At 60.2% G+C, this 19,090-nt stretch carries 21 protein-coding genes; 15 read left to right on the top strand and 6 right to left on the bottom strand.

Going from position 1 to position 19,090, the window contains the following annotated elements:
• Window positions 1-15 precede the first annotated feature (15 nt).
• Window positions 16-639 (bottom strand): LOG family protein, encoded by a 624-nt coding sequence (locus ACXHXG_RS01330; RefSeq protein ID WP_457898283.1) that lies wholly within the window; start codon window positions 637-639, stop codon window positions 16-18.
• 155 nt (window positions 640-794) lie between these two features.
• Here ACXHXG_RS01330 and ACXHXG_RS01335 point away from each other — a divergent pair, with 155 nt between their 5' ends.
• The 6 genes from ACXHXG_RS01335 to ACXHXG_RS01360 all read left to right on the top strand — a co-directional run bounded on the left by ACXHXG_RS01335 (window position 795) and on the right by ACXHXG_RS01360 (window position 8,130).
• On the top strand, window positions 795-2,858 hold the full coding sequence (locus ACXHXG_RS01335) for a LysM peptidoglycan-binding domain-containing protein (protein ID WP_457898284.1): 2,064 nt from the start codon (window positions 795-797) through the stop codon (window positions 2,856-2,858).
• Between the two features lie 199 nt (window positions 2,859-3,057).
• Window positions 3,058-4,944, top strand: a complete 1,887-nt coding sequence (locus ACXHXG_RS01340) for an ABCB family ABC transporter ATP-binding protein/permease (RefSeq protein WP_457898285.1) — start codon at window positions 3,058-3,060, stop codon at window positions 4,942-4,944.
• A 131-nt stretch (window positions 4,945-5,075) separates the two neighbouring features.
• Window positions 5,076-5,774 (top strand): acid phosphatase, encoded by a 699-nt coding sequence (locus tag ACXHXG_RS01345; RefSeq protein ID WP_283049758.1) that lies wholly within the window; start codon window positions 5,076-5,078, stop codon window positions 5,772-5,774.
• A 310-nt stretch (window positions 5,775-6,084) separates the two neighbouring features.
• Window positions 6,085-6,783, top strand: a complete 699-nt coding sequence (locus ACXHXG_RS01350) for a phosphatidylserine decarboxylase (protein WP_457898286.1) — start codon at window positions 6,085-6,087, stop codon at window positions 6,781-6,783.
• A gap of 20 nt (window positions 6,784-6,803) precedes the next feature.
• The gene (pssA, locus tag ACXHXG_RS01355) at window positions 6,804-7,664 is read left to right on the top strand and encodes a CDP-diacylglycerol--serine O-phosphatidyltransferase (RefSeq protein ID WP_104822529.1); all 861 of its coding nucleotides are present in this window, start codon (window positions 6,804-6,806) and stop codon (window positions 7,662-7,664) included.
• Window positions 7,665-7,989: 325 nt separating this feature from the next.
• On the top strand, window positions 7,990-8,130 hold the full coding sequence (locus tag ACXHXG_RS01360; RefSeq protein ID WP_199773532.1) for a hypothetical protein: 141 nt from the start codon (window positions 7,990-7,992) through the stop codon (window positions 8,128-8,130).
• Window positions 8,131-8,161: 31 nt separating this feature from the next.
• Here ACXHXG_RS01360 and ACXHXG_RS01365 read toward each other — a convergent pair whose 3' ends face one another.
• Both ACXHXG_RS01365 and ACXHXG_RS01370 read right to left on the bottom strand, forming a co-directional pair.
• Window positions 8,162-8,926: an SOS response-associated peptidase gene (locus ACXHXG_RS01365; RefSeq protein WP_457898287.1), complete on the bottom strand. Its 765-nt coding sequence runs from the start codon at window positions 8,924-8,926 to the stop codon at window positions 8,162-8,164.
• 43 nt (window positions 8,927-8,969) lie between these two features.
• Entirely contained in the window at window positions 8,970-9,290 is a 321-nt protein-coding gene (locus ACXHXG_RS01370; RefSeq protein ID WP_283051208.1) for a YnfA family protein, read from the bottom strand.
• 132 nt (window positions 9,291-9,422) lie between these two features.
• On the opposite strand from ACXHXG_RS01370, the gene ACXHXG_RS01375 reads away from it, so the two are divergent.
• The 7 genes from ACXHXG_RS01375 to ACXHXG_RS01405 all read left to right on the top strand — a co-directional run bounded on the left by ACXHXG_RS01375 (window position 9,423) and on the right by ACXHXG_RS01405 (window position 13,584).
• Window positions 9,423-9,842, top strand: coding sequence for an NUDIX hydrolase (locus tag ACXHXG_RS01375; RefSeq protein ID WP_457898288.1), 420 nt, complete (start codon window positions 9,423-9,425; stop codon window positions 9,840-9,842).
• Window positions 9,843-9,920: 78 nt separating this feature from the next.
• Window positions 9,921-10,382: a TIGR02301 family protein gene (locus tag ACXHXG_RS01380; RefSeq protein WP_445944982.1), complete on the top strand. Its 462-nt coding sequence runs from the start codon at window positions 9,921-9,923 to the stop codon at window positions 10,380-10,382.
• A gap of 104 nt (window positions 10,383-10,486) precedes the next feature.
• Complete coding sequence (locus tag ACXHXG_RS01385; protein ID WP_028753410.1) at window positions 10,487-10,744, top strand: hypothetical protein; 258 nt, start codon at window positions 10,487-10,489, stop codon at window positions 10,742-10,744.
• 15 nt (window positions 10,745-10,759) lie between these two features.
• Window positions 10,760-11,527, top strand: a complete 768-nt coding sequence (locus ACXHXG_RS01390) for a hypothetical protein (RefSeq protein ID WP_457898289.1) — start codon at window positions 10,760-10,762, stop codon at window positions 11,525-11,527.
• Between the two features lie 73 nt (window positions 11,528-11,600).
• Window positions 11,601-12,440 (top strand): CAF17-like 4Fe-4S cluster assembly/insertion protein YgfZ, encoded by an 840-nt coding sequence (gene ygfZ / locus ACXHXG_RS01395; protein WP_457898290.1) that lies wholly within the window; start codon window positions 11,601-11,603, stop codon window positions 12,438-12,440.
• The gene (locus ACXHXG_RS01400; protein WP_457898291.1) at window positions 12,437-13,054 is read left to right on the top strand and encodes a YfbR-like 5'-deoxynucleotidase; all 618 of its coding nucleotides are present in this window, start codon (window positions 12,437-12,439) and stop codon (window positions 13,052-13,054) included. Before ygfZ ends, ACXHXG_RS01400 begins: the two co-directional genes overlap by 4 nt.
• Window positions 13,051-13,584, top strand: coding sequence for a tyrosine phosphatase family protein (locus ACXHXG_RS01405; RefSeq protein ID WP_457898292.1), 534 nt, complete (start codon window positions 13,051-13,053; stop codon window positions 13,582-13,584). Before ACXHXG_RS01400 ends, ACXHXG_RS01405 begins: the two co-directional genes overlap by 4 nt.
• A gap of 59 nt (window positions 13,585-13,643) precedes the next feature.
• Here ACXHXG_RS01405 and ACXHXG_RS01410 read toward each other — a convergent pair whose 3' ends face one another.
• The 3 genes from ACXHXG_RS01410 to ACXHXG_RS01420 form a co-directional block, all read right to left on the bottom strand.
• Window positions 13,644-14,060 carry a hypothetical protein gene (locus tag ACXHXG_RS01410; RefSeq protein ID WP_457898293.1) on the bottom strand — a complete coding sequence of 139 codons (417 nt, stop codon included), beginning with the start codon at window positions 14,058-14,060 and terminating at the stop codon, window positions 13,644-13,646.
• Window positions 14,061-14,322: 262 nt separating this feature from the next.
• Window positions 14,323-14,829, bottom strand: a complete 507-nt coding sequence (locus ACXHXG_RS01415) for a superoxide dismutase family protein (RefSeq protein WP_283049740.1) — start codon at window positions 14,827-14,829, stop codon at window positions 14,323-14,325.
• A gap of 143 nt (window positions 14,830-14,972) precedes the next feature.
• On the bottom strand, window positions 14,973-15,305 hold the full coding sequence (locus tag ACXHXG_RS01420) for a hypothetical protein (RefSeq protein ID WP_260303548.1): 333 nt from the start codon (window positions 15,303-15,305) through the stop codon (window positions 14,973-14,975).
• A 301-nt stretch (window positions 15,306-15,606) separates the two neighbouring features.
• On the opposite strand from ACXHXG_RS01420, the gene ACXHXG_RS01425 reads away from it, so the two are divergent.
• Window positions 15,607-18,360, top strand: coding sequence for a DUF2339 domain-containing protein (locus ACXHXG_RS01425; protein ID WP_457898294.1), 2,754 nt, complete (start codon window positions 15,607-15,609; stop codon window positions 18,358-18,360).
• A 73-nt stretch (window positions 18,361-18,433) separates the two neighbouring features.
• Window positions 18,434-19,087, top strand: coding sequence for an HD domain-containing protein (locus tag ACXHXG_RS01430; protein ID WP_199773531.1), 654 nt, complete (start codon window positions 18,434-18,436; stop codon window positions 19,085-19,087).
• Window positions 19,088-19,090 lie beyond the last annotated feature (3 nt).

The raw sequence follows: 19,090 nt of genomic DNA on the forward strand, positions 1-19,090 counted from the left end.
TTAGCAAATCCCTAATCAGAGCTTTGCGATGACAGCCTCTTCGCCGCCGCGCGATCCCACCGTTTCGGCGGCATGCTTGCGGATCGCCGGGATGATGTCGGCGACCTTGTCGATGACCAGCGGCTGCACACGATGAGCAGTGTGGACGAAGCCTTCCTCCGTCATGTGGCGGATCAGCTCCATCATCGGGTCCCAGAAACCGTTGATATTGGCGAAAACCATCGGCTTTTCATGGCGACCGAGCTGGCCCCACGTCATGATCTCGACGATCTCCTCCAGCGTACCGATTCCGCCCGGCAACGCCACGAAAGCGTCGGCGCGCTCGAACATGGTGTGTTTGCGCGTATGCATGTCCGGGGTTATGATCAGTTCGTCCAATTGACCGAGCGAATGGCGCGTCGCTTCCATGTCGACGAGGAACTCCGGAATGATGCCGGTGACCTGACCACCATGCGACAGGACGCCGCTCGCGACAGCGCCCATGATACCTTTCGTGCCGCCGCCATAGACTAGGCGCAACCCGCTCTCGGCGATGTTCTTGCCCAGCTCACGGCCCGCAGCCATGTGGGAAGGATCGCGACCCGGCCTGGAGCCGCAATAGACGCAGATGGATCGAATTGGCACAGAATCGTCAGTCATGAATGCAAACAACTATGCTGCAAGTGCTCAGTCAAGAATTTTCAAAAGAAAACTTGTGCCAGAGCACGCTGAAATGACTGAGAAAGCTTGTAAAAGCAGGCGAAATCGTTAGCAATTTCAAGAGTGGAGATGACTCCGCCGCTTGGAGAGAAATGATGATGAAGAACCGTGCCGGCTTGCTGGCTCTGTTGGTACTGGTAGTTGCGACCGTCCTGATGGTCTTCTTTGTGATGCCGCGCATCAACGGCGATAAGAAGTCAATCGGTGACGCCATCAATCAGGCGAGCGACGCGGTGAAGAACACCATCACGGAAAATGGCCAAAAAACAGGCGACGCCGTGAAAAAGGCCGGTGAAGCAACGCAGGGTGCCGCCACGACCGCAATCAACGCCGCCGATGTCACCAAGAAGCTCACCGATCTCAGCGGCACGGCCGTCACCTCTCTTGCCGATCTCAAAGTGCTCTTCAAGGACGGCAAGGGGCCGACCGAGGACGTCTTCACTACCGCCAAGACGAAGACGGTCACTGCGCTGCAGGCGATCGTCGATTTTACCGCTCCCCAAGGGACGGATGCCACGACCCTTGCCCTGGTCAACAAGGCACATGACGGCGCCGGCAAGGCACTTGCCATCATCCAATCGCTTCCAGAGAACATCGCCGATGCAGCTGCCGCGATCGACAAGGCGCGGGCAGCACTCACTGGCGAGGCCGCGCCGCAGACGCAAGCGGCGGGACCGGTAACCCCGTCCTTCGACGTGCTGCGTGTCGAGCCGGATGGTTCCACCGTCATCGCGGGCTCGGCCGAGCCCAATTCCAAGCTGGAAATCGTCGACGGCGACAAGGTGGTGACGACGACCGAGGTCGGGCCGAGCGGCGATTTCGCCGCCGTGCTCGACAACCCGCTGCCGCCCGGCGATCATGAACTGGTGCTGCGCGCAACGGGCAAGGACGGCAAGGCCGTCACTTCAGAGGAAGTTGCTACCGTATCGGTTCCGAAGGACGATAAGAGCCAGCTTCTCGCCATGGTTTCCAAACCCGGCACGGCAAGCCGCATCATCACCGCGCCGTCAGCCAAGCAAGGGCGCGTCGCAACCGACCAGCAAGCGTCGGCAGCCGATACAGCCGCGAATGGTGCAGGCGGGGCGACCGCCAATGACAGTACCGGCACCAAGCCACAGGACAACACCGCCGCTGCCTCCGCCACCGGCAACGGCGACTCGGCAACCGCGCCTGCAGCGACGACCGCTAGCGCACCTGAAGTTATGGTCAATGCAGTCGAGATCGAAAACAACCATATCTTCGTTGCTGGCACGACGAAGCCGAACGCCAAGGTTCGCGCCTATGCCGACGACAAGCTGATCGGCGAGATCGTGGCAGGAGCCGACGGGCATTTCGTCGTCGACGGCACGATGCCGCTGACGGTCGGCGACCACAAGATCCGTGTCGACGTCCTCGACGGCTCCGGCAAGGTCACGGTGCGCACCAGCGTCAATTTCGCTCGCCCCGAGGGCAACCAGGTGACGGTCGCGGCGCAAACACCGGCGGCTTCCGGCAGCAACGGCAACGCTGCCGCCACCACCATGGTGCCACTCGACGAAGGTGAGCTTGGCAAGCTGAGGGGGGACGCCGGCAAGGCTTTCATCCTGCTGAAGGATCTTTTTGCGGATGGTAAGCAGCCGAATGCGGAACAGCTCGCCGCTGCCCGCTCGGGCACGGAAATTGCGCTGAAGTCGCTTTCGGAATTCCGTCCGGCGATCGATGCCAGTGCGACGCTGAAACAGGCCGCCACCGATGCCGCAAACGCGGCTGGCCGGGCGCTGACCGTGCTGCAGGCTCTACCGAAGGATCCGAAGTCGGTCGGCGATGCCCTGCCCAAGCTCGGAGAGATGATGGCCGCCGTTACCAAGCCCGAGAATGCAGCCCCTGCGCCGACGAGCGTCGAAACCTCCTCCAACGGCGGCGGCCCCAAGACCCTCCAGCAAGCACCGCTCTCGCGGGATACCAATGCCGTCATCATCCGCCGCGGCGATACGCTCTGGCAGATTTCCCGTCGCACCTACGGCGCTGGCGTGCGCTATACAACGATCTATCTCGCCAATGAGGACAAGATCAACAATCCGGACCGCATCCTACCCGGTCAGGTCTTCGGCCTGCCGAAGGATGCGCTGCCCAATTCGGAAGAGCTGCACCGCAAGCGGCTTTCAGGCGGGCATCTCTAGGGCATAGCCTCTCACAACAAGACCCATGCAATATGGCCAGGCGCAATCAACGCCTGGCCGCTGCTTTTACCCGACATAAAAATAGTATAATCGTGCCGCCGACCCCCATTGCCCCGCTCATTACCTGACGGGGCCCTCCAGCCAGGCTGCGCAACTACGCCATTGCCCCGGCTGGCTCAGATATTCGCCGGAGACGGACATGGCAGATCGCAAGAAGACCATATCGGCGGATTCCAGCAATCCATTGAATACGATCGTCAATCTCTGGCCTTACATGTGGCCGGCGGGACGGATGGACCTGAAGATGCGGGTCGTGTGGGCGACCGTCTATCTGTTGATCTCGAAATTCTTCCTGCTGCTGGTTCCCTATTTCTTCAAATGGTCCGTCGATGCCCTGAACGGCAAGCTGGACATGCAGGGCATCCTGCCGGCCTTCATGGTGGGCGCCATCGCACTGATCGTCGCCACCAATGTTACGCGCCTCATTCAGCTCGGCCTCAACCAGTTGCGCGACTCGCTCTTTGCCAGCGTCGGCCAATATGCCGTGCGCCAGCTCGCCTACCGGACTTTCGTCCACATGCACGAGCTGTCGTTGCGCTTCCATCTCGAGCGCAAGACCGGCGGCCTGTCGCGCATCATCGAACGCGGCACCAAGGGCATCGAGACGATCGTCCGCTTCACCATTCTCAACACCGTTCCGACCTTTGTCGAATTCCTGCTGACTGCGGTTATCTTCTGGCGTGGCTACGGTTTTTCCTATCTTGCCATCACGGCGATCACAGTCTGGCTCTACATCTGGTTCACCGTCCGCGCGAGCGACTGGCGCATCTCCATCCGCCGCTCGATGAACGAGAGCGATACCGACGCCAATACCAAGGCGATCGATTCGCTCCTGAACTTCGAAACGGTCAAATATTTCGGCAATGAGGAAATGGAAGCCCGGCGCTTCGACCAGTCGATGTCGCGCTATGAGAAAGCCGCCACCGATGTCTGGACGTCGCTCGGCTGGCTGAACTTCGGCCAAGGTTTGATCTTTGGCCTCGGTACCACGGTCATGCTGATATTCTCCGGCTGGGCCGTTCTTAACGGGCATCAAACGGTCGGCGACTTCGTCTTCATCAACTCCATGCTGCTTCAGCTTTCGGTGCCGCTGAACTTCATCGGCTTCGTCTATCGCGAAATCCGCCAGGGCCTGACCGACATCGAGGAGATGTTCGATCTGCTCGAAGTCAAGCCGGAGGTGACGGACGCTGCCGACGCCAAGGAGCTGGTCATCGGCCACGGCGCCATCTCCTTCAAGGATGTGCATTTCGCCTATGACTCTGCCCGGCCGATCCTGAAGGGCATTTCCTTCGAAGTACCAGCCGGCAAGACGGTCGCGGTCGTCGGCCCTTCGGGCGCCGGCAAATCGACGCTGTCACGGCTTCTCTACCGCTTTTACGACGTACAGAGCGGCACGATCACCATCGACGGCCAGGATCTGCGCAAAGTGACGCAGAAGAGCCTGCGCAAGGTGATCGGCATGGTCCCCCAGGACACGGTGCTCTTCAACGATACTATCGCCTACAATATCCGCTATGGTCGACCGGGTGCGAGCGAGAACGAGGTGACGGCCGCTGCGGAGATCGCTCAGATCAGTGACTTCATCCGTCATTTGCCAGAGGGCTTCGACACCAAGGTCGGGGAGCGCGGCCTGAAACTGTCCGGCGGCGAAAAGCAGCGCGTCGCCATTGCCCGTACCATCCTCAAGGCGCCGCCCGTGCTGATCCTCGACGAGGCCACCTCGGCGCTGGATACGACGACCGAACGGGAAATTCAGGCAGCACTGGACGTCGTCTCCAAGAACCGCACGACGCTGGTCATCGCCCACCGGCTGTCCACCGTCATCGGCGCCGATGAGATCATCGTGTTGAAAAGCGGCGAAATCGCCGAACGCGGCACGCATGCCGCCCTCTTGGAGCAGAACGGCCTCTATGCGTCGATGTGGAACCGCCAGCGTGAGGCAACTCAGGCGGAAGAACATCTGAAGCAGGTGCGCGAGAGCGACGATCTCGGCGTGGTCAACAGGCTGGCGCCTGCAAGCTGAAGAATGGCGTCGCCGCGACGTTGCGCGATCGTTGTGGGCAAGTGCGGCGCAGCGATGTTGCGGACTTCGCTTGTCACGTAGTTGAGATAACAGCTTGATAGGTACGGGTCTCACATCAAGGGAGCCCCCAAATGCGTAATTTTGCCAAGGCCTTGACGCTGTTGCTCGTCGTCGGCGTCGCTTCGCCGGTTTTTGCCGAAGATGCCAAGCCGTTTGCGGATGCCAAGGAGATCAACCTCCTCAACCTGCTGCCGCCGCCGCCGGCTAATGATTCGGCGCAGATGAAGGCCGAACTCGGCGAAATCCTGACAATCCAGGTTACCCGCACGCCGGAAATGGCGGCTCGTGCCGTTGCCGATGCGGAAGAGAACGTCTGGCGCTTCTCCGATGTCATCGACAATCCGAAATTCACCAAGGAAAATCTGCCGAAGTTCTCGGCATTCTTCGATCGTGTCGTCGAGACCGAAGGCGCCGTCGTCGATCCGGCGAAGGATGTCTGGAAGCGCCCGCGTCCGCATCTCTACAGCGATCTCGTAAAGCCGATCGTACCGCTCTCCAAGTCCGGCTCCTATCCATCCGGCCACGCCACGGTCGGCACGCTGATGGGCATTGTGCTGGCAAATATGGTACCGGAGAAGCGCGCCGCCATCATGGCCCGGGCCTGGGAGTACGGCCATAACCGCGTCGTCGGCGGCATTCATTACGCCTCCGACATTGAAGCCGCCCACATCGCAGGCACCGTCATCGCCGAAACCATCATGACGCATGACGACTACAAGAGCGAATATGAAGGCGCCAAGGCCGAGTTGCGCGCCGCTCTCGGCCTCTAAATTCCGTCCTGTCATCACAGGTCATGAAAGGCCGCCGCTTCCCGTCGGCGGTCTTTCTTTGCGCCCGGCACGAGTTTCCACAGGCAATGCTTTTCAACGCTACGGATCGTTGGCATCTTGGCCCCGCGCGGATTGCGCTGGGGGCGAGCGTGCGAAAGCATTGCCCATGACAGAGTTTGCCTGTAGTCACGCTCAACTAGTAATCAGAGCAAGACCGCTTATCTTGCTTTCATTCTTTTGACTGGCATGATCTCGTCCGACAACCGGACCCCGGTTTTCGGTGAGGGTGCCCTAACGGAGTAGGCCGTAGATGAGCTTGTTGAACAGTGTACGCAACGTCATCGTCCCGGTGCATAAGGAAGGCTATCCCTTTGTCGCGGGTTTCTTTGTTGCGTCGCTGGTTCTCGGCTGGATCCTCAAGCCGCTCTTTTGGATCGGCTTGATCTTTACGCTCTGGTGCGCCTATTTCTTCCGCGATCCCGAGCGCATGACGCCGCAGGACGACGATCTCGTCGTATCGCCCGCCGACGGCAGGGTTTCCGGCGTACAGATGGTGACGCCGCCGGCCGAGCTCAACCTCGGCCACGAACCGATGCTGCGCGTTTCGATTTTCATGAACGTCTTCGATTGCCATGTGAACCGTTCGCCGATGCGCGGCCGCATCACTACTGTCGCCTATCGTCAGGGCAGCTTCCTCAATGCGGAACTGGACAAGGCAAGTGAACAGAACGAGCGCAACGGCCTCGTCGTCGAGACGAAGCATGGCGAGATCGGCGTCGTGCAGATTGCCGGCCTCGTCGCCCGCCGCATCCTCTGCTTCGTCAATGAGAACGAGCCGGTCGACGCTGGCGAGCGCATCGGCCTCATTCGCTTCGGCTCGCGCCTCGATGTCTTCCTGCCGGCAGAAGCGGCGGCGCGCGTCGCAGTCGGCCAAAGGGCAATCGCCGGCGAAACCGTGATTGCCGAATTCGGCTCGTTGAAGGGCCCCATCCTTAGCCGCCGTAGCTGAGCCCGGAGAAAACGAGCGAGATGAAGACGCCTTTTCCGCCCTTCGAGCCGCATGGTCCCAACGACGAGGCGCGCGGGCCGCGCCTGCGGGAAATCCCGCTACGGCTGATGGTGCCGAACATGATCACCGTGCTGGCGATCTGCGCGGGCCTGACCGGCATCCGTCTCGCCTTCGAAAATCGTTACGAGCTCGCGGTCGTGGCCGTGCTTGTCGCCGCTTTCCTCGATGGCATCGACGGACGCGTGGCACGGCTGATGAAGGCCACCTCCAAGTTCGGCGCGCAGATGGATTCGCTTGCCGACATCGTCAACTTCGGTGTCGCGCCGGCACTCGTGGTCTACGTCTTCCTGCTCGATCAAGCCCGCTCGCTCGGCTGGATCGCGGCGCTGATCTACACCATCGCGGCCGGCCTGCGCCTTGCACGCTTCAACGTCATGGCGGAACGGGAGAACAAGGCGTCGTGGCAGTCTGAATATTTTGTCGGCGTACCGGCGCCAGCCGGGGCGATGCTGGTGTTGCTGCCGGTCTATCTCGGTTTTCTGGGGCTGGCACCCACCAGGACCTTTGCCTATTGGGGCGCCGCCTACACCGTGTTGATCGGCTTTCTGCTGGTCAGCCGCCTGCCCGTCTGGTCCGGAAAAACGGAAGGCAGCCGCATTCGCCGCGATCTCGTGCTGCCGATCATGCTTGCCCTCGTCGTCTATGTGGCGCTGCTGATGAGCTATACCTGGCATGTCATGGTGGTCACCGTCGTTGCCTATCTCCTGTCGTTGCCCTTGGGCGCCCGTTCCTGGACACGCAAATACGGCACCTTCACCATCAACGGCCCCGCCGATCCTGATGTGGATGATTCAAACGACGATATCGGCCGGCATATCTAGCGCCTAAAACCAGGCCCGATTTGACGTCGGCAATCGGGTTGTAGTTGTGCTGCAGCAAGAATTGGGATGGCCAATCGCGATAAAATCGCGGTCGCCCATCGCTCTCTCTGGCCAAATTCCGTTGTGGTTAACGCAACTCATTAACGAAAAATAAATAACTAAATTAGATATGTTTTGCGTTAAATTTCGCGCCACCCTCGCGAAATATGGTCGGTGTTTACAAAAGCTGATTGGCGAATGCCTTTGATTTGTCATGATTTATGACAAAACAGCATCGCACGGCAGAATCAAAAAACACCCTGGGAACACGTTGAGGAGGTAACACATGACCACGAAAAAAGACGAATCAGCACAACCGCAAGTTAAGATCGATCCTACTCTGCTCTATCGCCCGCTTGGCCTCAAGGCTGTCCTGGCAGCACATCTGATGCTGAAGACCCAGCCGCTGAAGAAGAAGATCGCTTAAAGCCTGCCGCATCCGATCGAATGCAAGCCGTTCAGAGAAGGCTCAACTGGCCATCGCCGGGATCAAGCTTCTTCGACGGCTTGGCAGGAGGTTCGATCGCAACGGGTACCTGCAGCTCCGGTCCCATATTCGCGACCTTGTTGACGCGATCCGAAACCGGAATCGCCTCGAAAAAATCCTCCTGAACCGGCCCCATCAGATCGAGGAGCTCACGCGGCTCCTGCGTCTTGCAATCGAGCCAGCGCGTGAAATCTTCCGGCTTGACGACAACAGGCATCCGGTCGTGAATCGGACGCATCGTTCGGTTCGCTGATGTCGTCAGGATCGCACCGGTATCGACCTCGGAACCATCGGCTGACGACCAGGTCTCCATCAGTCCGGCAAAGGCGATGACGCCACCGTGGCGTGGACGGATCCAATAGGCCTGCGATTTCTCGCCGCTCTCCTTCGACGGACGATGCCATTCGTAAAAGCCCGATGCCGGGATCAGGATGCGCCGATGGCGCATGGCGGCGCGGAACGATGCCTTGCCGATCGCGGTTTCTGCGCGGGCATTGATCAGCAACGGAAATTCCTTGGGATCCTTCACCCAGGCCGGCGTGAAACCCCAGCGCACCAGCAGCGCGCGGCGATCCGGCAAATTGCTGCCCCGCTCCTGCCGATCGCCTGAAACGACGACCAGAATCGGTTGTGTAGGGGCAATGTTGAAGCGCGCGGGAAAGTCTTCATGCTCGAGATAACCGAGCAATTCCCGTACCTTCTTCTCCGTTTCGGTCAACGCAAATCGTCCGCACATGCAGCTTGTTTTGCACCCGCAAGGCGCCCGGTCAAGAACAAGGTCAGTTGCGAGGACCAAAGAGAATGATGGTCGCGCCCGCAAGGCAAACGGCAGCGCCGGAGAGATCCCAGCGATCCGGCGAACGCCCCTCGACAAGCCAGAGCCAGAGTAGGGAAGCAACGATATAGACGCCACCATAAGCGGCAAAGGTGCGCCCCGCCGCATCGCTCGGCACCAATGTCAGCAACCAAGCAAACAGCGCCAGCGACACCAGACCGGGCGCAAGCCACCAGATCGGCTTTGCTAGCCGCAGCCACGCCCAGAAGGCGAAACAGCCGGCAATTTCGGCCAGCGCCGCGAGCGCATAAAGTCCATAGGTCATCATGATTTCGGCAGCCTGGCTGGCGGATCCGAATCGCCGCCATTCTCATTCGCGAGTAAAAGGGCTTTTATTTCGGACGACAAGCACCGTATCCTTTGCCGCCGATATCTTCACCAGAACCCGAATCGACCCATGACCTCCACCCCTCGCCCCGCCTCCTCCGCCATCCTCGAACGTGACGGCCGGTTCCTGCTGGTGTTGCGGCGCAATCCGCCATCCGCAGACATGTATGCCTTTCCCGGCGGGCGAGCCGAAGACGGCGAAACGCCGTCGGAAACGGCATTGCGGGAGTTCAGGGAAGAGACCGGAATATCAGCCCGAAACCCCCGTCTCTACGAGACCTACGATCTCAGGAGCCATGCAGCAGACGGGAAGCTCGTCAGCCATTTCGTTCTGTCGGTCTTTCTGGTCGATGCCGACGAGGATGCGATTGCCGAAGCTGCCGACGATGCCGCGGCGATCGGCTGGTATTCGCTGGAAGAGATCCGCGTCCTGCCCGTTCCGGCGAGCGTGCTCGAATGCGCCGAACGGCTGACGGCTGCTCGGGTCTAACAAGATATTCGAAGCCCCAGCGTTAACGATGCGTAACAATAACGGCGTGGAAAGTGAGGCTTTCGCCTTGCTCCGGTCATGCTTGGCATATCAACTGTGTGTATGAATCACCGTCGCCTCATCAACCTGTTCCCGGTCTGCGCCGCGTTTGTGGCCGCATTTCCGGCCTTTGCGCAGCCTCCGGCGAGCGTTCCGGAGGCGCAGGTGCCGGGCAACACCGATAATGCTGAGCGGCCGACGCCCTATGACGATCAGTTGTCACGGCTCGCCGAAATTCTCGGCTCGATCCACTATCTGCGCAATCTCTGCAACACCGGAAAAGAAGATTCCTGGCGGGCTGATATGCAGCGATTGCTGGACGCAGAGACGAAAGACGAGCCGAAACGCAAGGAAAAACTGACTGCCTCGTTCAACCGAGGATATAGATCCTTTGCATCGGTTTACACGGATTGCACGCCGCAGGCTATCGTGGCTGAGGAGCGCTACCGTAACGAAGGTGCAACACTTGCCACAGAAATAACCGCTCGCTTTGGAAATTGACGATTTATTAACCCCTTTTCATGCCGAGCCGTGTCGTTTTAGGAAAAGGCTGATAAAGTCGTTAATCAAGCGGTAAGGACATGGACGTCTCGAGGAACGAAACAATGGAACCAAGCCTGAACGACATCGACGACATGATTGTCCACGAAAAAAGGCAGGCAGCGCTGGAATACCAGAACGAGGCCTGGGCTGACGGGATGGCTGACGGCATCGAGCCGGAAATCATCGCCGACGCTGCAATTGCCCATGCCATCCGCGAGACTATTCGCATTCAGGGAGAACAGGGCGCAGAAGCCTTGCTCGAATCACTTAGGGACCGCATGCTTGCTGGTGAATTCTCTCCGAACCGCACCCTGCAATAACAGCCAGAGATCCCTATGCACACCGTACCGGGCAATGAGTTTCGACGTTCCATTGCCTCGCTTGCCGTAGCGACCATGTTTTTCGGCAGCCTCGCCCTCCCTTTCCCGGCCTTTGCCTTCTCCCAGCTCAATCCGCCCGCCGCCCAGCCGGGCGTTGCCGGGAAATCAGCGCAGCAGCGCAATGACAAGCCGGTCGAAGAGGCGCTGGAGGCACCCTCAAAAACAATTCCCGCACCCGATCCGCTGGTTAACAACCAGGCCGGACAGAGCAGTGGTGCCGCATCGAGCAGTGCACCGAATGGCGGCAAGCAGGCGGAGATTCTCTTCGATATCAGCAAGGCGCCTGAGCCGGTGCGCAAGCTGCGGGAAGCGATCGTCGAGGCGGCCGCCTCCGGCGATCTCGAGCGTCTGCGTCCGCTGATGAACGTTGGCGGCGGCCTCAAGCAGACGCAGGTAACGGCGGACGATCCGACCGAAGACCCGATCAAGACGCTGCATGATCTTTCCGGCGATCCAGATGGTATCGAGATCCTCTCCATTCTCCTTGACATCATGTCGTCCGGCTTTGCGCATGTCGGCCAGGGCACACCGGATGAAATGTATGTCTGGCCCTATTTCGCGGAGAAGGACATCAAGTCCCTGACTGCGCCGGAAAAGGTCGATTTGATGCGCATCGTTACCGCCGGCGATTTCTCCGACATGCTGGAATTCGGCGGCTATAATTTCTACCGCGTCGGCATCACGCCCGATGGCAAGTGGAAATTCTTCACGTCGGGCGAATGATCCCTGCTCAGAACTTGCGGTTCCCGACCGGAGGCCTTACCTCTGAGCGATAGGCCAAATTAGCGGGTCCACAATGCCAGCCGTATTCCTCAGAGATCGCTCCTTTCTTCGCGTCACCGGCGCGGAGGCGGAAGCCTTCCTGCACAATCTCATCACCACCGATCTTGCCTCGCTCGGCGCGGACGAGGCCCGTCCCGGCGCGCTCCTCACACCGCAAGGCAAGATCCTGTTCGATTTCATGATCTGGCGGGATGGCCCCGGCTTTCTGTTGGAGACCGATGCAGCGCAGAGAGAAGGGCTTCTGAAGCGGCTCACCATGTACCGCCTGCGCGCACCGGTCGATTTTGCTGTAATAGAGACGGAAGGCGTCACGGTCGCCTGGGGCGAGAATGCGGCTGAAAGCCGGAAGGACAGCCGTTTTGCCAATGCAGGGATCACGCTGACGCGCACGCCCGGCCAGCACGGCGACGATGCGGAGGCGCTCTACCAGACGCTCCGCATCGCCAATGGCATTGCACTTTCCGGCCAGGATTTCGCCCTGCAGGATGCTTTTCCGCATGACGTGCTGATGGATCTGAACGGCGGCCTCGGCTTCCGCAAGGGCTGCTATGTCGGTCAGGAAGTGGTGTCCCGCATGCAGCATCGCGGCACGGCACGCCGGCGGGTCGTCATCGTCAGCGGCAGCGCCGATCTGCCCGCCACCGGCACCGAGTTGACTGCCGATGGCAAGCCGATCGGCACGCTCGGTTCGATCGAGGGCGCCAAGGGCCTTGCCATCGTCCGCATCGACCGCGCCGGCGAAGCCATCGCCGCCGGCACGCCGATCCTTGCGGCAGATCGCGAAGTTTCGCTCGCGCTGCCCGCCTGGTCCGGCCTCTCCTTCCCCACGCAGAGCGATGAGGCTTCGGCATGACAGCGGGTAATATCCCGCGCGCCTGGCAGCGCATGTTGTCCGGCCGCAGGCTGGATCTGCTGGACCCTTCGCCGCTCGACGTCGAGATCAGCGATATTGCCCACGGGCTTGCCCGCGTGGCGCGCTGGAACGGCCAGACCTCCGGGGATCACGCTTTCTCGGTGGCGCAACACAGTCTCGTGGTGGAGACGATCTTCCGGCATCTCAACCAGCCGACGCCGGACGAGCAGTTAGCGGCGCTGCTGCACGATGCGCCCGAATATGTCATCGGCGACATGATCTCGCCGTTCAAATCCGTGGTCGGCGGCGACTACAAGGTGGTGGAGAAGCGCCTGGAAGCCGCGATCTACCGACGCTTTACCCTGCCGCCGCATTGCGGGCCGGCATTGAAGGAAAAGATCAAGAAGGCCGATACGGTCTCTGCCTATTTCGAGGCGACGCTGCTTGCCGGTTTCACGCCGCAGGAAGCGCGCAAGTTCTTCGGCCAGCCTCGCGGCATTACGCAGGAGATGTTGCCGATGGAACCGATGCCGGCGATCGAAGCACAGAGGCTTTTCCTGGCGCGCTTCGCGGCGATCGAGGCAGAACGCGCCATCGTGAGAACCGACGCATGACCGCGATTGTCGTATCGCCGCTGGCACGCATCGCCGAGATGGCCGTTCGTCACGGCGCATCCGAAATGATCAGCTTGATGGCCAAGGAACAGACGTTTCACCGGCCGGCGGTGATCAAAGCAGAACGGCACCTGCTGCTTGGCATGAACGACATCAGCTTTCCCGGCACCGGCGACCTTGTGGCACCGCAGGAAACGCATGTCCGCGATATCATCGATTTTGCCAGAAACTGGGATCGCACGGCACCGCTACTGATCCATTGCTGGATGGGCGTGTCGCGCTCCCCCGCGGCCGCGCTGATCGCAGCGCTTGCCGTCCATCCCGAGCAGGACGATCTGGCGCTTGCCCATCGGCTGCGCAGCGCCTCGCCCTATGCGACGCCGAATGCACGGCTGATCATGATCGGTGACCAGATGCTTGACCGCAAAGGCCGGCTCGTCGACGCCGTCAAAGCGATCGGCCGTGGCGCCGATGCGGACGGCAACGCGCCCTTTGTCTTGTCGCTACAAACGGAAATCGGCGTCATATAAAAACGGAGACTGCGCTTGCGCAATCTCCGTCCATTTTCAGCTTTTACGAGAACGGCCGATCAGGCGGCAACGCTATCCGACGGATCGGGATCGTATTGACCGTAGGTATTCTGATAGACATTCATCGAGGCCTCCATCTCTTTGATGAAGACTTCCAACGCATTCTGGCTGGTATTGTCGCTCGTGGCCGTGCCGCCGCTGCTGCTGTTGGACGTCTTTTCCACGGATGAGGTGTCGGTGGCTGACGAATCAGTGCTGGTCTCGCCACTGCCGCTGCTCTGCTGCATCTGCAGCAGCATAGACGCCAGATTGCCCGAGAAAGCGCCCGTGGCGCTCTGATCGCTGCTGTCGTCACTGTCCTCGTCGGCAAGAACGCTTGCAGACAGGAGGCCGGATTGTGCTGCTTCCTGCAGCTCCTGGGCGTCCACAACGCCATCGTGATTCTTATCAAGGGGATTGTACGAGGCAGCGCTCATGCTGCTTCCAACTGAAGAAATACCACTCATCCAAATCTCCTGAAGTAAACGCTGTCAGGCGTTTTCGGTGGGACGCAGTACGCTCGTTGAAATGCCGATTGGCATAGGCCGATTTTCGGAGGCGGTCAAAGATAGGTGTTAATTGATTATTAACCCCAATTGACAGGCAGCGAATCATATTGGCGGTGGACCTCTGCGAGCGAGAGACAACCGCTGCTTGGCGCAGATCACGACAGTCGAGCGAATCACCCTTGGCGCAGGGCTATTCGATAACGGCGCAAGCCAGCCGTTTACCGGCGCCGCCGACAGGTTGGCTGCGGTAATCATCCGACTCCGCATGGATCATCAGCGTTCGGCCGCGAATGCCGTTTTTGCCGTCCAGCAAGACCATGCCGTTGAAGACTTGCGCCCTGAGCTTGCCGTCCTGATCGACATATTGATTAGGCATGTCGCCGGCATGCGGGCCATTGGCCGCAAGCAGGCCGTGTTCGGCATTTGCGGGATTGAAATGGCCGCCGGCGGATTCGAAGCCGTGCGTGTGGTCACAATGATTGTTCTCGTGAATATGGAAGGCGACCCATCGATTGGCAGGCAGGCCGGACACGTCAAGTTCGATCAGCACGCCCGTCTTCGCCTCGGTCAGGACCGCCCGTCCCGCCTGTTTGCCGTCGACACCGATAAAATTGGCAATTGCCGTCTGCTTGTCCTGCGCAGTCGCGGGCAGAGCTGCCGTCAAGGCCAGGGCCGCAGCAATAATGATCGTCCTCATGGAACATTCTCCCGTTTGAGTCGTGAAGGCAACGCATCACAGGGTCGGGTGTTCCCGCGAGAAGAGAAATGGGCAGGTCTTGGACGCAAAAAGGCCCGCCACTGTCCGGCGGGCCTTTATGATGGCATGGCCAAGGCGACCGCTCAGGCCGCCATGCTGCTGTCCACGTCGTATTGGCCGTAAGTGCTGTTGTAAGCATCCATCGGCGTCAACAGATCGAGGTCGTAAGCATTACTGGCCGCGGACATTTTGCCCGTCGTCGCGCTACCGGTGGGCATTTGCATCAGCTTTGCCATCAGGCTGCCCAATGCGCCATTAGCGCTACCGTTATCGACCGCATCGGTCTCGAGAATGCCCGGACGCTCGTCGGCTTCGCGCTCTTCACGACTCAAAACACCGTCGTCATTCGCATCGAGCCGCGAAAGCGTACCGCGATAAGGATAGGTACTATTGGATGTGGAAGATACATGGGACATACAAACCTCCTTGGGTGAGGAGCCGCCTCATGCGACGTCGTTTGTACGCAATACGTTCTGGTTAACTATGAGTGTTGATAGGCTGATTTGCCGCCCGGGTAAAGACGAATTGTTAATGAGTATTAACAATAGTTTTCAAGTTATAAATCGCTATTTCCTAATAAGTCTATGATGGCCGACCGCGCGATGCGTCCCGCTCTCTATCTGGTAATTCACTGTAATCATAGGGAAAATCGGCCGATTGGCCCTTCCTGTCCTGGTCTTTTCGTATAATGTAACGACGGAAGCCCATGGAGTGGATATGACTGAACTGCTGCTGATCGTGATTGTGGTCGTGGGTATTTTGATCCTGCGCAGCTACAACCAACGGCTACAACGGCTGGAAAGCCGCGTTTCAGAGCTGCAAAATGCGCTTGCCGGGCACGTGTTGTCGGTCGGTGCAGGCGAATCAGCAGCAGCGGCAGAGTCTGTTGAAGAGGTAATCGAAGCGTCCGAAACCGCGGCGCAGCCATTGACCGAAGCCGCTGCAGAGACAATGTCAGACATGGAGGAAGCCGCCTTTTCCGATGGCGGCACGCCAGAGCAACAAGAGGACATGGTCGCGGCCGCCCTTCAGCAGAAAGACGAAAGTCTGGAGAGCACGATTGGCGCCCGCTGGGCCGTCTGGGTGGGCGGTATTGCGCTGGCGCTCGGCGGCATCTTCCTGGTCAAATATTCGATCGAAAGCGGCCTGCTCAGTCCTGTCGTGCGGCTGGTGCTTGCCGCCATCTTCGGCTTGGTCCTTATCGCTGCTGGCGAAGTCATCCGGCGCCGGTCCGAGCCTATGCTGGCCAACACCTTCCAGAACGCGATGATCCCCGGCGTGCTGACGGCGGCGGGTGTCGTCGCGCTGTTCGGCTCGACCTATGCTGCCCATGGCATTTACGGCTTCATCGGACCGGCGGCCGCCTTCGTCCTTCTGGGGCTGATTTCGCTCGCCACGCTTGGCCTGTCGCTGCTGCATGGCCAGGCGCTTGCGGGGCTTGGGCTCCTGGCTTCCATGATCACCCCGGTGCTCATTGCCTCGACGGCGCCAAGACCGTGGACGCTGTTCGGCTATCTCGTCTTCACGTGGCTCGCCACCATTGCGGCATCGCGCCTGCGCCGTTGGCACACCGTACCGTCTTTCGCCAATGCCCTCCTCAGCATCTGGCCGCTGCTTTACATCTTCAATAGCGATGTCGTCGACCTGCCCCCGGTTACTCTGGCCATGCTGGCGATGATCGCCGGCACGATTTTCATTTGGCCCGGACGCTATGGAGCAGCCGCAACGATCGAGAAAGATATAGATTCGGTCGAAACCGAGGAGTTATCGGTCGCACCACCGGCCAGCCATTGGGCCGCGTTCCTGGCGCGCGCACCGCTTGGAATGACGCTGACGGCATCGATCGGCAGCGCCGCGGTCGCCCTGGCCTTCCTCGCTTACAGTCTTCTGTACGGATACCCGCTCCCGGACGCATCGCTGCTCTTCGCTGTGATCGTCGCAACCGTTGCGGCCTTCGGAGCCAGCCGCGTGTATGCGGCCTGGGCGGCAATCCTGTCGGCGATAGCGGCCGGCTTTGGCATGTTCATCGCCCTGATGCAGCCGGAGATCGGTGCGGAGCTGAACATAGCGCAGATCGTTCCGGCACTTTCCCATCTTGTCGTCTATGACGGTCTCGGCCTTGGCGCGATCTTTGTCATCGCCGGCTTCTTCTTTCTCAAGCGTTTTGGCGAAAGCGAGAAGCCCTTTGCCGCGCTATGGAGCGCGATCATGGTCGCCACGCCGCTGACGATCGCCGTGATCAGCTATGTCACCTTCGGCAACTGGATGCGCGACTGGCTGCATGGGCTTTATGGCATCGTGCTTGCTGCGGTCCTGATGGCGCTCGCCGAATTGCAGCACCGCCGTTCCCCGGAAGCCAACGGGGCCTTGCCGACCAATATCCTCGCGGCAGGCTCCTTCGCTGCCCTGGTCTTCGCTCTTCATACGCTGACCCATGACGCCACCCCGACGATACTGCTGCCGGTGCTTGGCATGGCATTTCTGCTCGCCGGGCGCGCCCGCTCCTGGCCGGCCCTGCCATGGACGATGGTTGCGGCGCTGCTCATCACCCTCGGGCGCATTGCCTGGCAGCCGACCATCGTCGACCCGGATGAACTCGGCACGACGCCGATCTTCAACATGCTGCTTGCTGGTTACGGCATCCCCGCGGCCCTCGCCGTCTGGGCCGCCTTCGAGCTCAGGCATTCGCAGGACCTCCGGCTGCGCAACACGCTGCAGGCGCTTGCGAGCTTCCTGGTGCTGCTGACCATCGCAATCCTGGTGCGCCATGCGATGAACGGCGGCGTCTTGAATGCAAACATTCCGACGCTCAGCGAACAATCGATCTACACATTGCTGGCGATCGGCGCCTCGGCGACGCTGATGGCGCTTGATCTCAGCGCATCGAGCCCCGTCTTCCGTTATGGCGGAATGGCGCTCGGTGTCCTCTCCGTCATCCTGATCCTGTCGTTGCATTTGCTCGGGCTCAACCCCTTCATGACAGGCGAAAGCACCGGCGGGATTCCTTTCTTCAACCTGTTGCTGCTCGGCTATCTGCTGCCGGCGATCGCCTATGGCGGCTTGGCGCTCTATGCGCGGGGCAGACGGCCACGGCCTTATGTGACGATGTTGGCCGTCGCCGGCGCGGTCATGGCCTTTGCCTGGGCGACGCTGTCGGTGCGCCGTTTCTGGCAGGGCGAATACATCCCGTTCTGGAATGACTTCATCCAGGGGGAAGTCTATTCCTATTCCGTCGTCTGGCTGCTGATCGGCATCGCCCTTCTTTGGCTTGGGGCGCGTTTCGATGCTCGCAGCCTGCGTATCGCGTCGGCTGCGCTGGTGTTCGTCGCTGTCGTGAAAGTGTTTCTGATCGACATGGCAAATCTCGAAGGCTTCCTGCGGGCACTATCGTTCATCGGCCTCGGCGCGGTGCTGATCGGCATCGGCCTGTTCTATCAGAAGGTCCTGACGGGGAGGAAAACGACGGAATGATTGCGGCGAATCTCTGCGCCCGGTAGGAACGCACGAGATCATTCCGACAGATCACTCCGACATGGGGCCGAAGATGGATACCAACAGGATGGCGCGGGCCTTTGCCCCGTTCGAGACGCTCGCCGCGCAGCTTATTCCACATGCGGCCGATGGCGACGACGGCTCGCACGACGTCGCCCACATCCTGCGCGTCTTCAAGAGCGCCATGTCGATCCAGGCCGAAGAAGGCGGCGATGCCCGCATCCTCGCCGCCGCCGTATTGCTGCATGATTGCGTCTCGGTGGAGAAAAATTCGCCGCATCGCGCCCAGGCATCGCGGCTGGCAGCCGAGAAGGCCTCGGGCATCCTGAGGGAGCTTGGATGGGCTGGCGAGGATATCGCCGCCGTATCGCACGCGATCACCACGCACAGCTTTTCCGCCAATATTCCGCCGGAAACGCCGGAGGCGAAAATGCTGCAGGATGCCGACCGGCTGGATGCGATCGGCATGGTCGGCGCTGCCCGTTGTTTCTATATCGCGGGGCGCCTGGGCTCGGGCCTCTACGATCCGTTCGACCCGCTCGCGACAGAGCGGCCGCTGGACGACAAGCGCTTCGCCATTGACCATTTCGAGACAAAGCTGTTCAAACTAGCGGATGGGTTTAAAACCGAAACCGGCCGCAGGTTTGCCGGCGAGCGGCACGAGCGGTTGAAGACGGTGCTGGCAATGTTCATCGACGAAATCTGAGGG

It is taken from the genome of Rhizobium sp. LEGMi-198b, assembly GCF_054114205.1.

What these genes read in the sequence shown, in the direction of transcription:
- ACXHXG_RS01330 (WP_457898283.1), bottom strand. Translation starts at nt 639, where the DNA reads ATGACTGACGATTCTGTGCCAATTCGATCCATCTGCGTCTATTGCGGC.
- ACXHXG_RS01335 (WP_457898284.1), top strand. Translation starts at nt 795, where the DNA reads ATGATGAAGAACCGTGCCGGCTTGCTGGCTCTGTTGGTACTGGTAGTT.
- ACXHXG_RS01340 (WP_457898285.1), top strand. Translation starts at nt 3,058, where the DNA reads ATGGCAGATCGCAAGAAGACCATATCGGCGGATTCCAGCAATCCATTG.
- ACXHXG_RS01345 (WP_283049758.1), top strand. Translation starts at nt 5,076, where the DNA reads ATGCGTAATTTTGCCAAGGCCTTGACGCTGTTGCTCGTCGTCGGCGTC.
- ACXHXG_RS01350 (WP_457898286.1), top strand. Translation starts at nt 6,085, where the DNA reads ATGAGCTTGTTGAACAGTGTACGCAACGTCATCGTCCCGGTGCATAAG.
- pssA (WP_104822529.1), top strand. Translation starts at nt 6,804, where the DNA reads ATGAAGACGCCTTTTCCGCCCTTCGAGCCGCATGGTCCCAACGACGAG.
- ACXHXG_RS01360 (WP_199773532.1), top strand. Translation starts at nt 7,990, where the DNA reads ATGACCACGAAAAAAGACGAATCAGCACAACCGCAAGTTAAGATCGAT.
- ACXHXG_RS01365 (WP_457898287.1), bottom strand. Translation starts at nt 8,926, where the DNA reads ATGTGCGGACGATTTGCGTTGACCGAAACGGAGAAGAAGGTACGGGAA.
- ACXHXG_RS01370 (WP_283051208.1), bottom strand. Translation starts at nt 9,290, where the DNA reads ATGACCTATGGACTTTATGCGCTCGCGGCGCTGGCCGAAATTGCCGGC.
- ACXHXG_RS01375 (WP_457898288.1), top strand. Translation starts at nt 9,423, where the DNA reads ATGACCTCCACCCCTCGCCCCGCCTCCTCCGCCATCCTCGAACGTGAC.
- ACXHXG_RS01380 (WP_445944982.1), top strand. Translation starts at nt 9,921, where the DNA reads ATGCTTGGCATATCAACTGTGTGTATGAATCACCGTCGCCTCATCAAC.
- ACXHXG_RS01385 (WP_028753410.1), top strand. Translation starts at nt 10,487, where the DNA reads ATGGAACCAAGCCTGAACGACATCGACGACATGATTGTCCACGAAAAA.
- ACXHXG_RS01390 (WP_457898289.1), top strand. Translation starts at nt 10,760, where the DNA reads ATGCACACCGTACCGGGCAATGAGTTTCGACGTTCCATTGCCTCGCTT.
- ygfZ (WP_457898290.1), top strand. Translation starts at nt 11,601, where the DNA reads ATGCCAGCCGTATTCCTCAGAGATCGCTCCTTTCTTCGCGTCACCGGC.
- ACXHXG_RS01400 (WP_457898291.1), top strand. Translation starts at nt 12,437, where the DNA reads ATGACAGCGGGTAATATCCCGCGCGCCTGGCAGCGCATGTTGTCCGGC.
- ACXHXG_RS01405 (WP_457898292.1), top strand. Translation starts at nt 13,051, where the DNA reads ATGACCGCGATTGTCGTATCGCCGCTGGCACGCATCGCCGAGATGGCC.
- ACXHXG_RS01410 (WP_457898293.1), bottom strand. Translation starts at nt 14,060, where the DNA reads ATGAGCGCTGCCTCGTACAATCCCCTTGATAAGAATCACGATGGCGTT.
- ACXHXG_RS01415 (WP_283049740.1), bottom strand. Translation starts at nt 14,829, where the DNA reads ATGAGGACGATCATTATTGCTGCGGCCCTGGCCTTGACGGCAGCTCTG.
- ACXHXG_RS01420 (WP_260303548.1), bottom strand. Translation starts at nt 15,305, where the DNA reads ATGTCCCATGTATCTTCCACATCCAATAGTACCTATCCTTATCGCGGT.
- ACXHXG_RS01425 (WP_457898294.1), top strand. Translation starts at nt 15,607, where the DNA reads ATGACTGAACTGCTGCTGATCGTGATTGTGGTCGTGGGTATTTTGATC.
- ACXHXG_RS01430 (WP_199773531.1), top strand. Translation starts at nt 18,434, where the DNA reads ATGGATACCAACAGGATGGCGCGGGCCTTTGCCCCGTTCGAGACGCTC.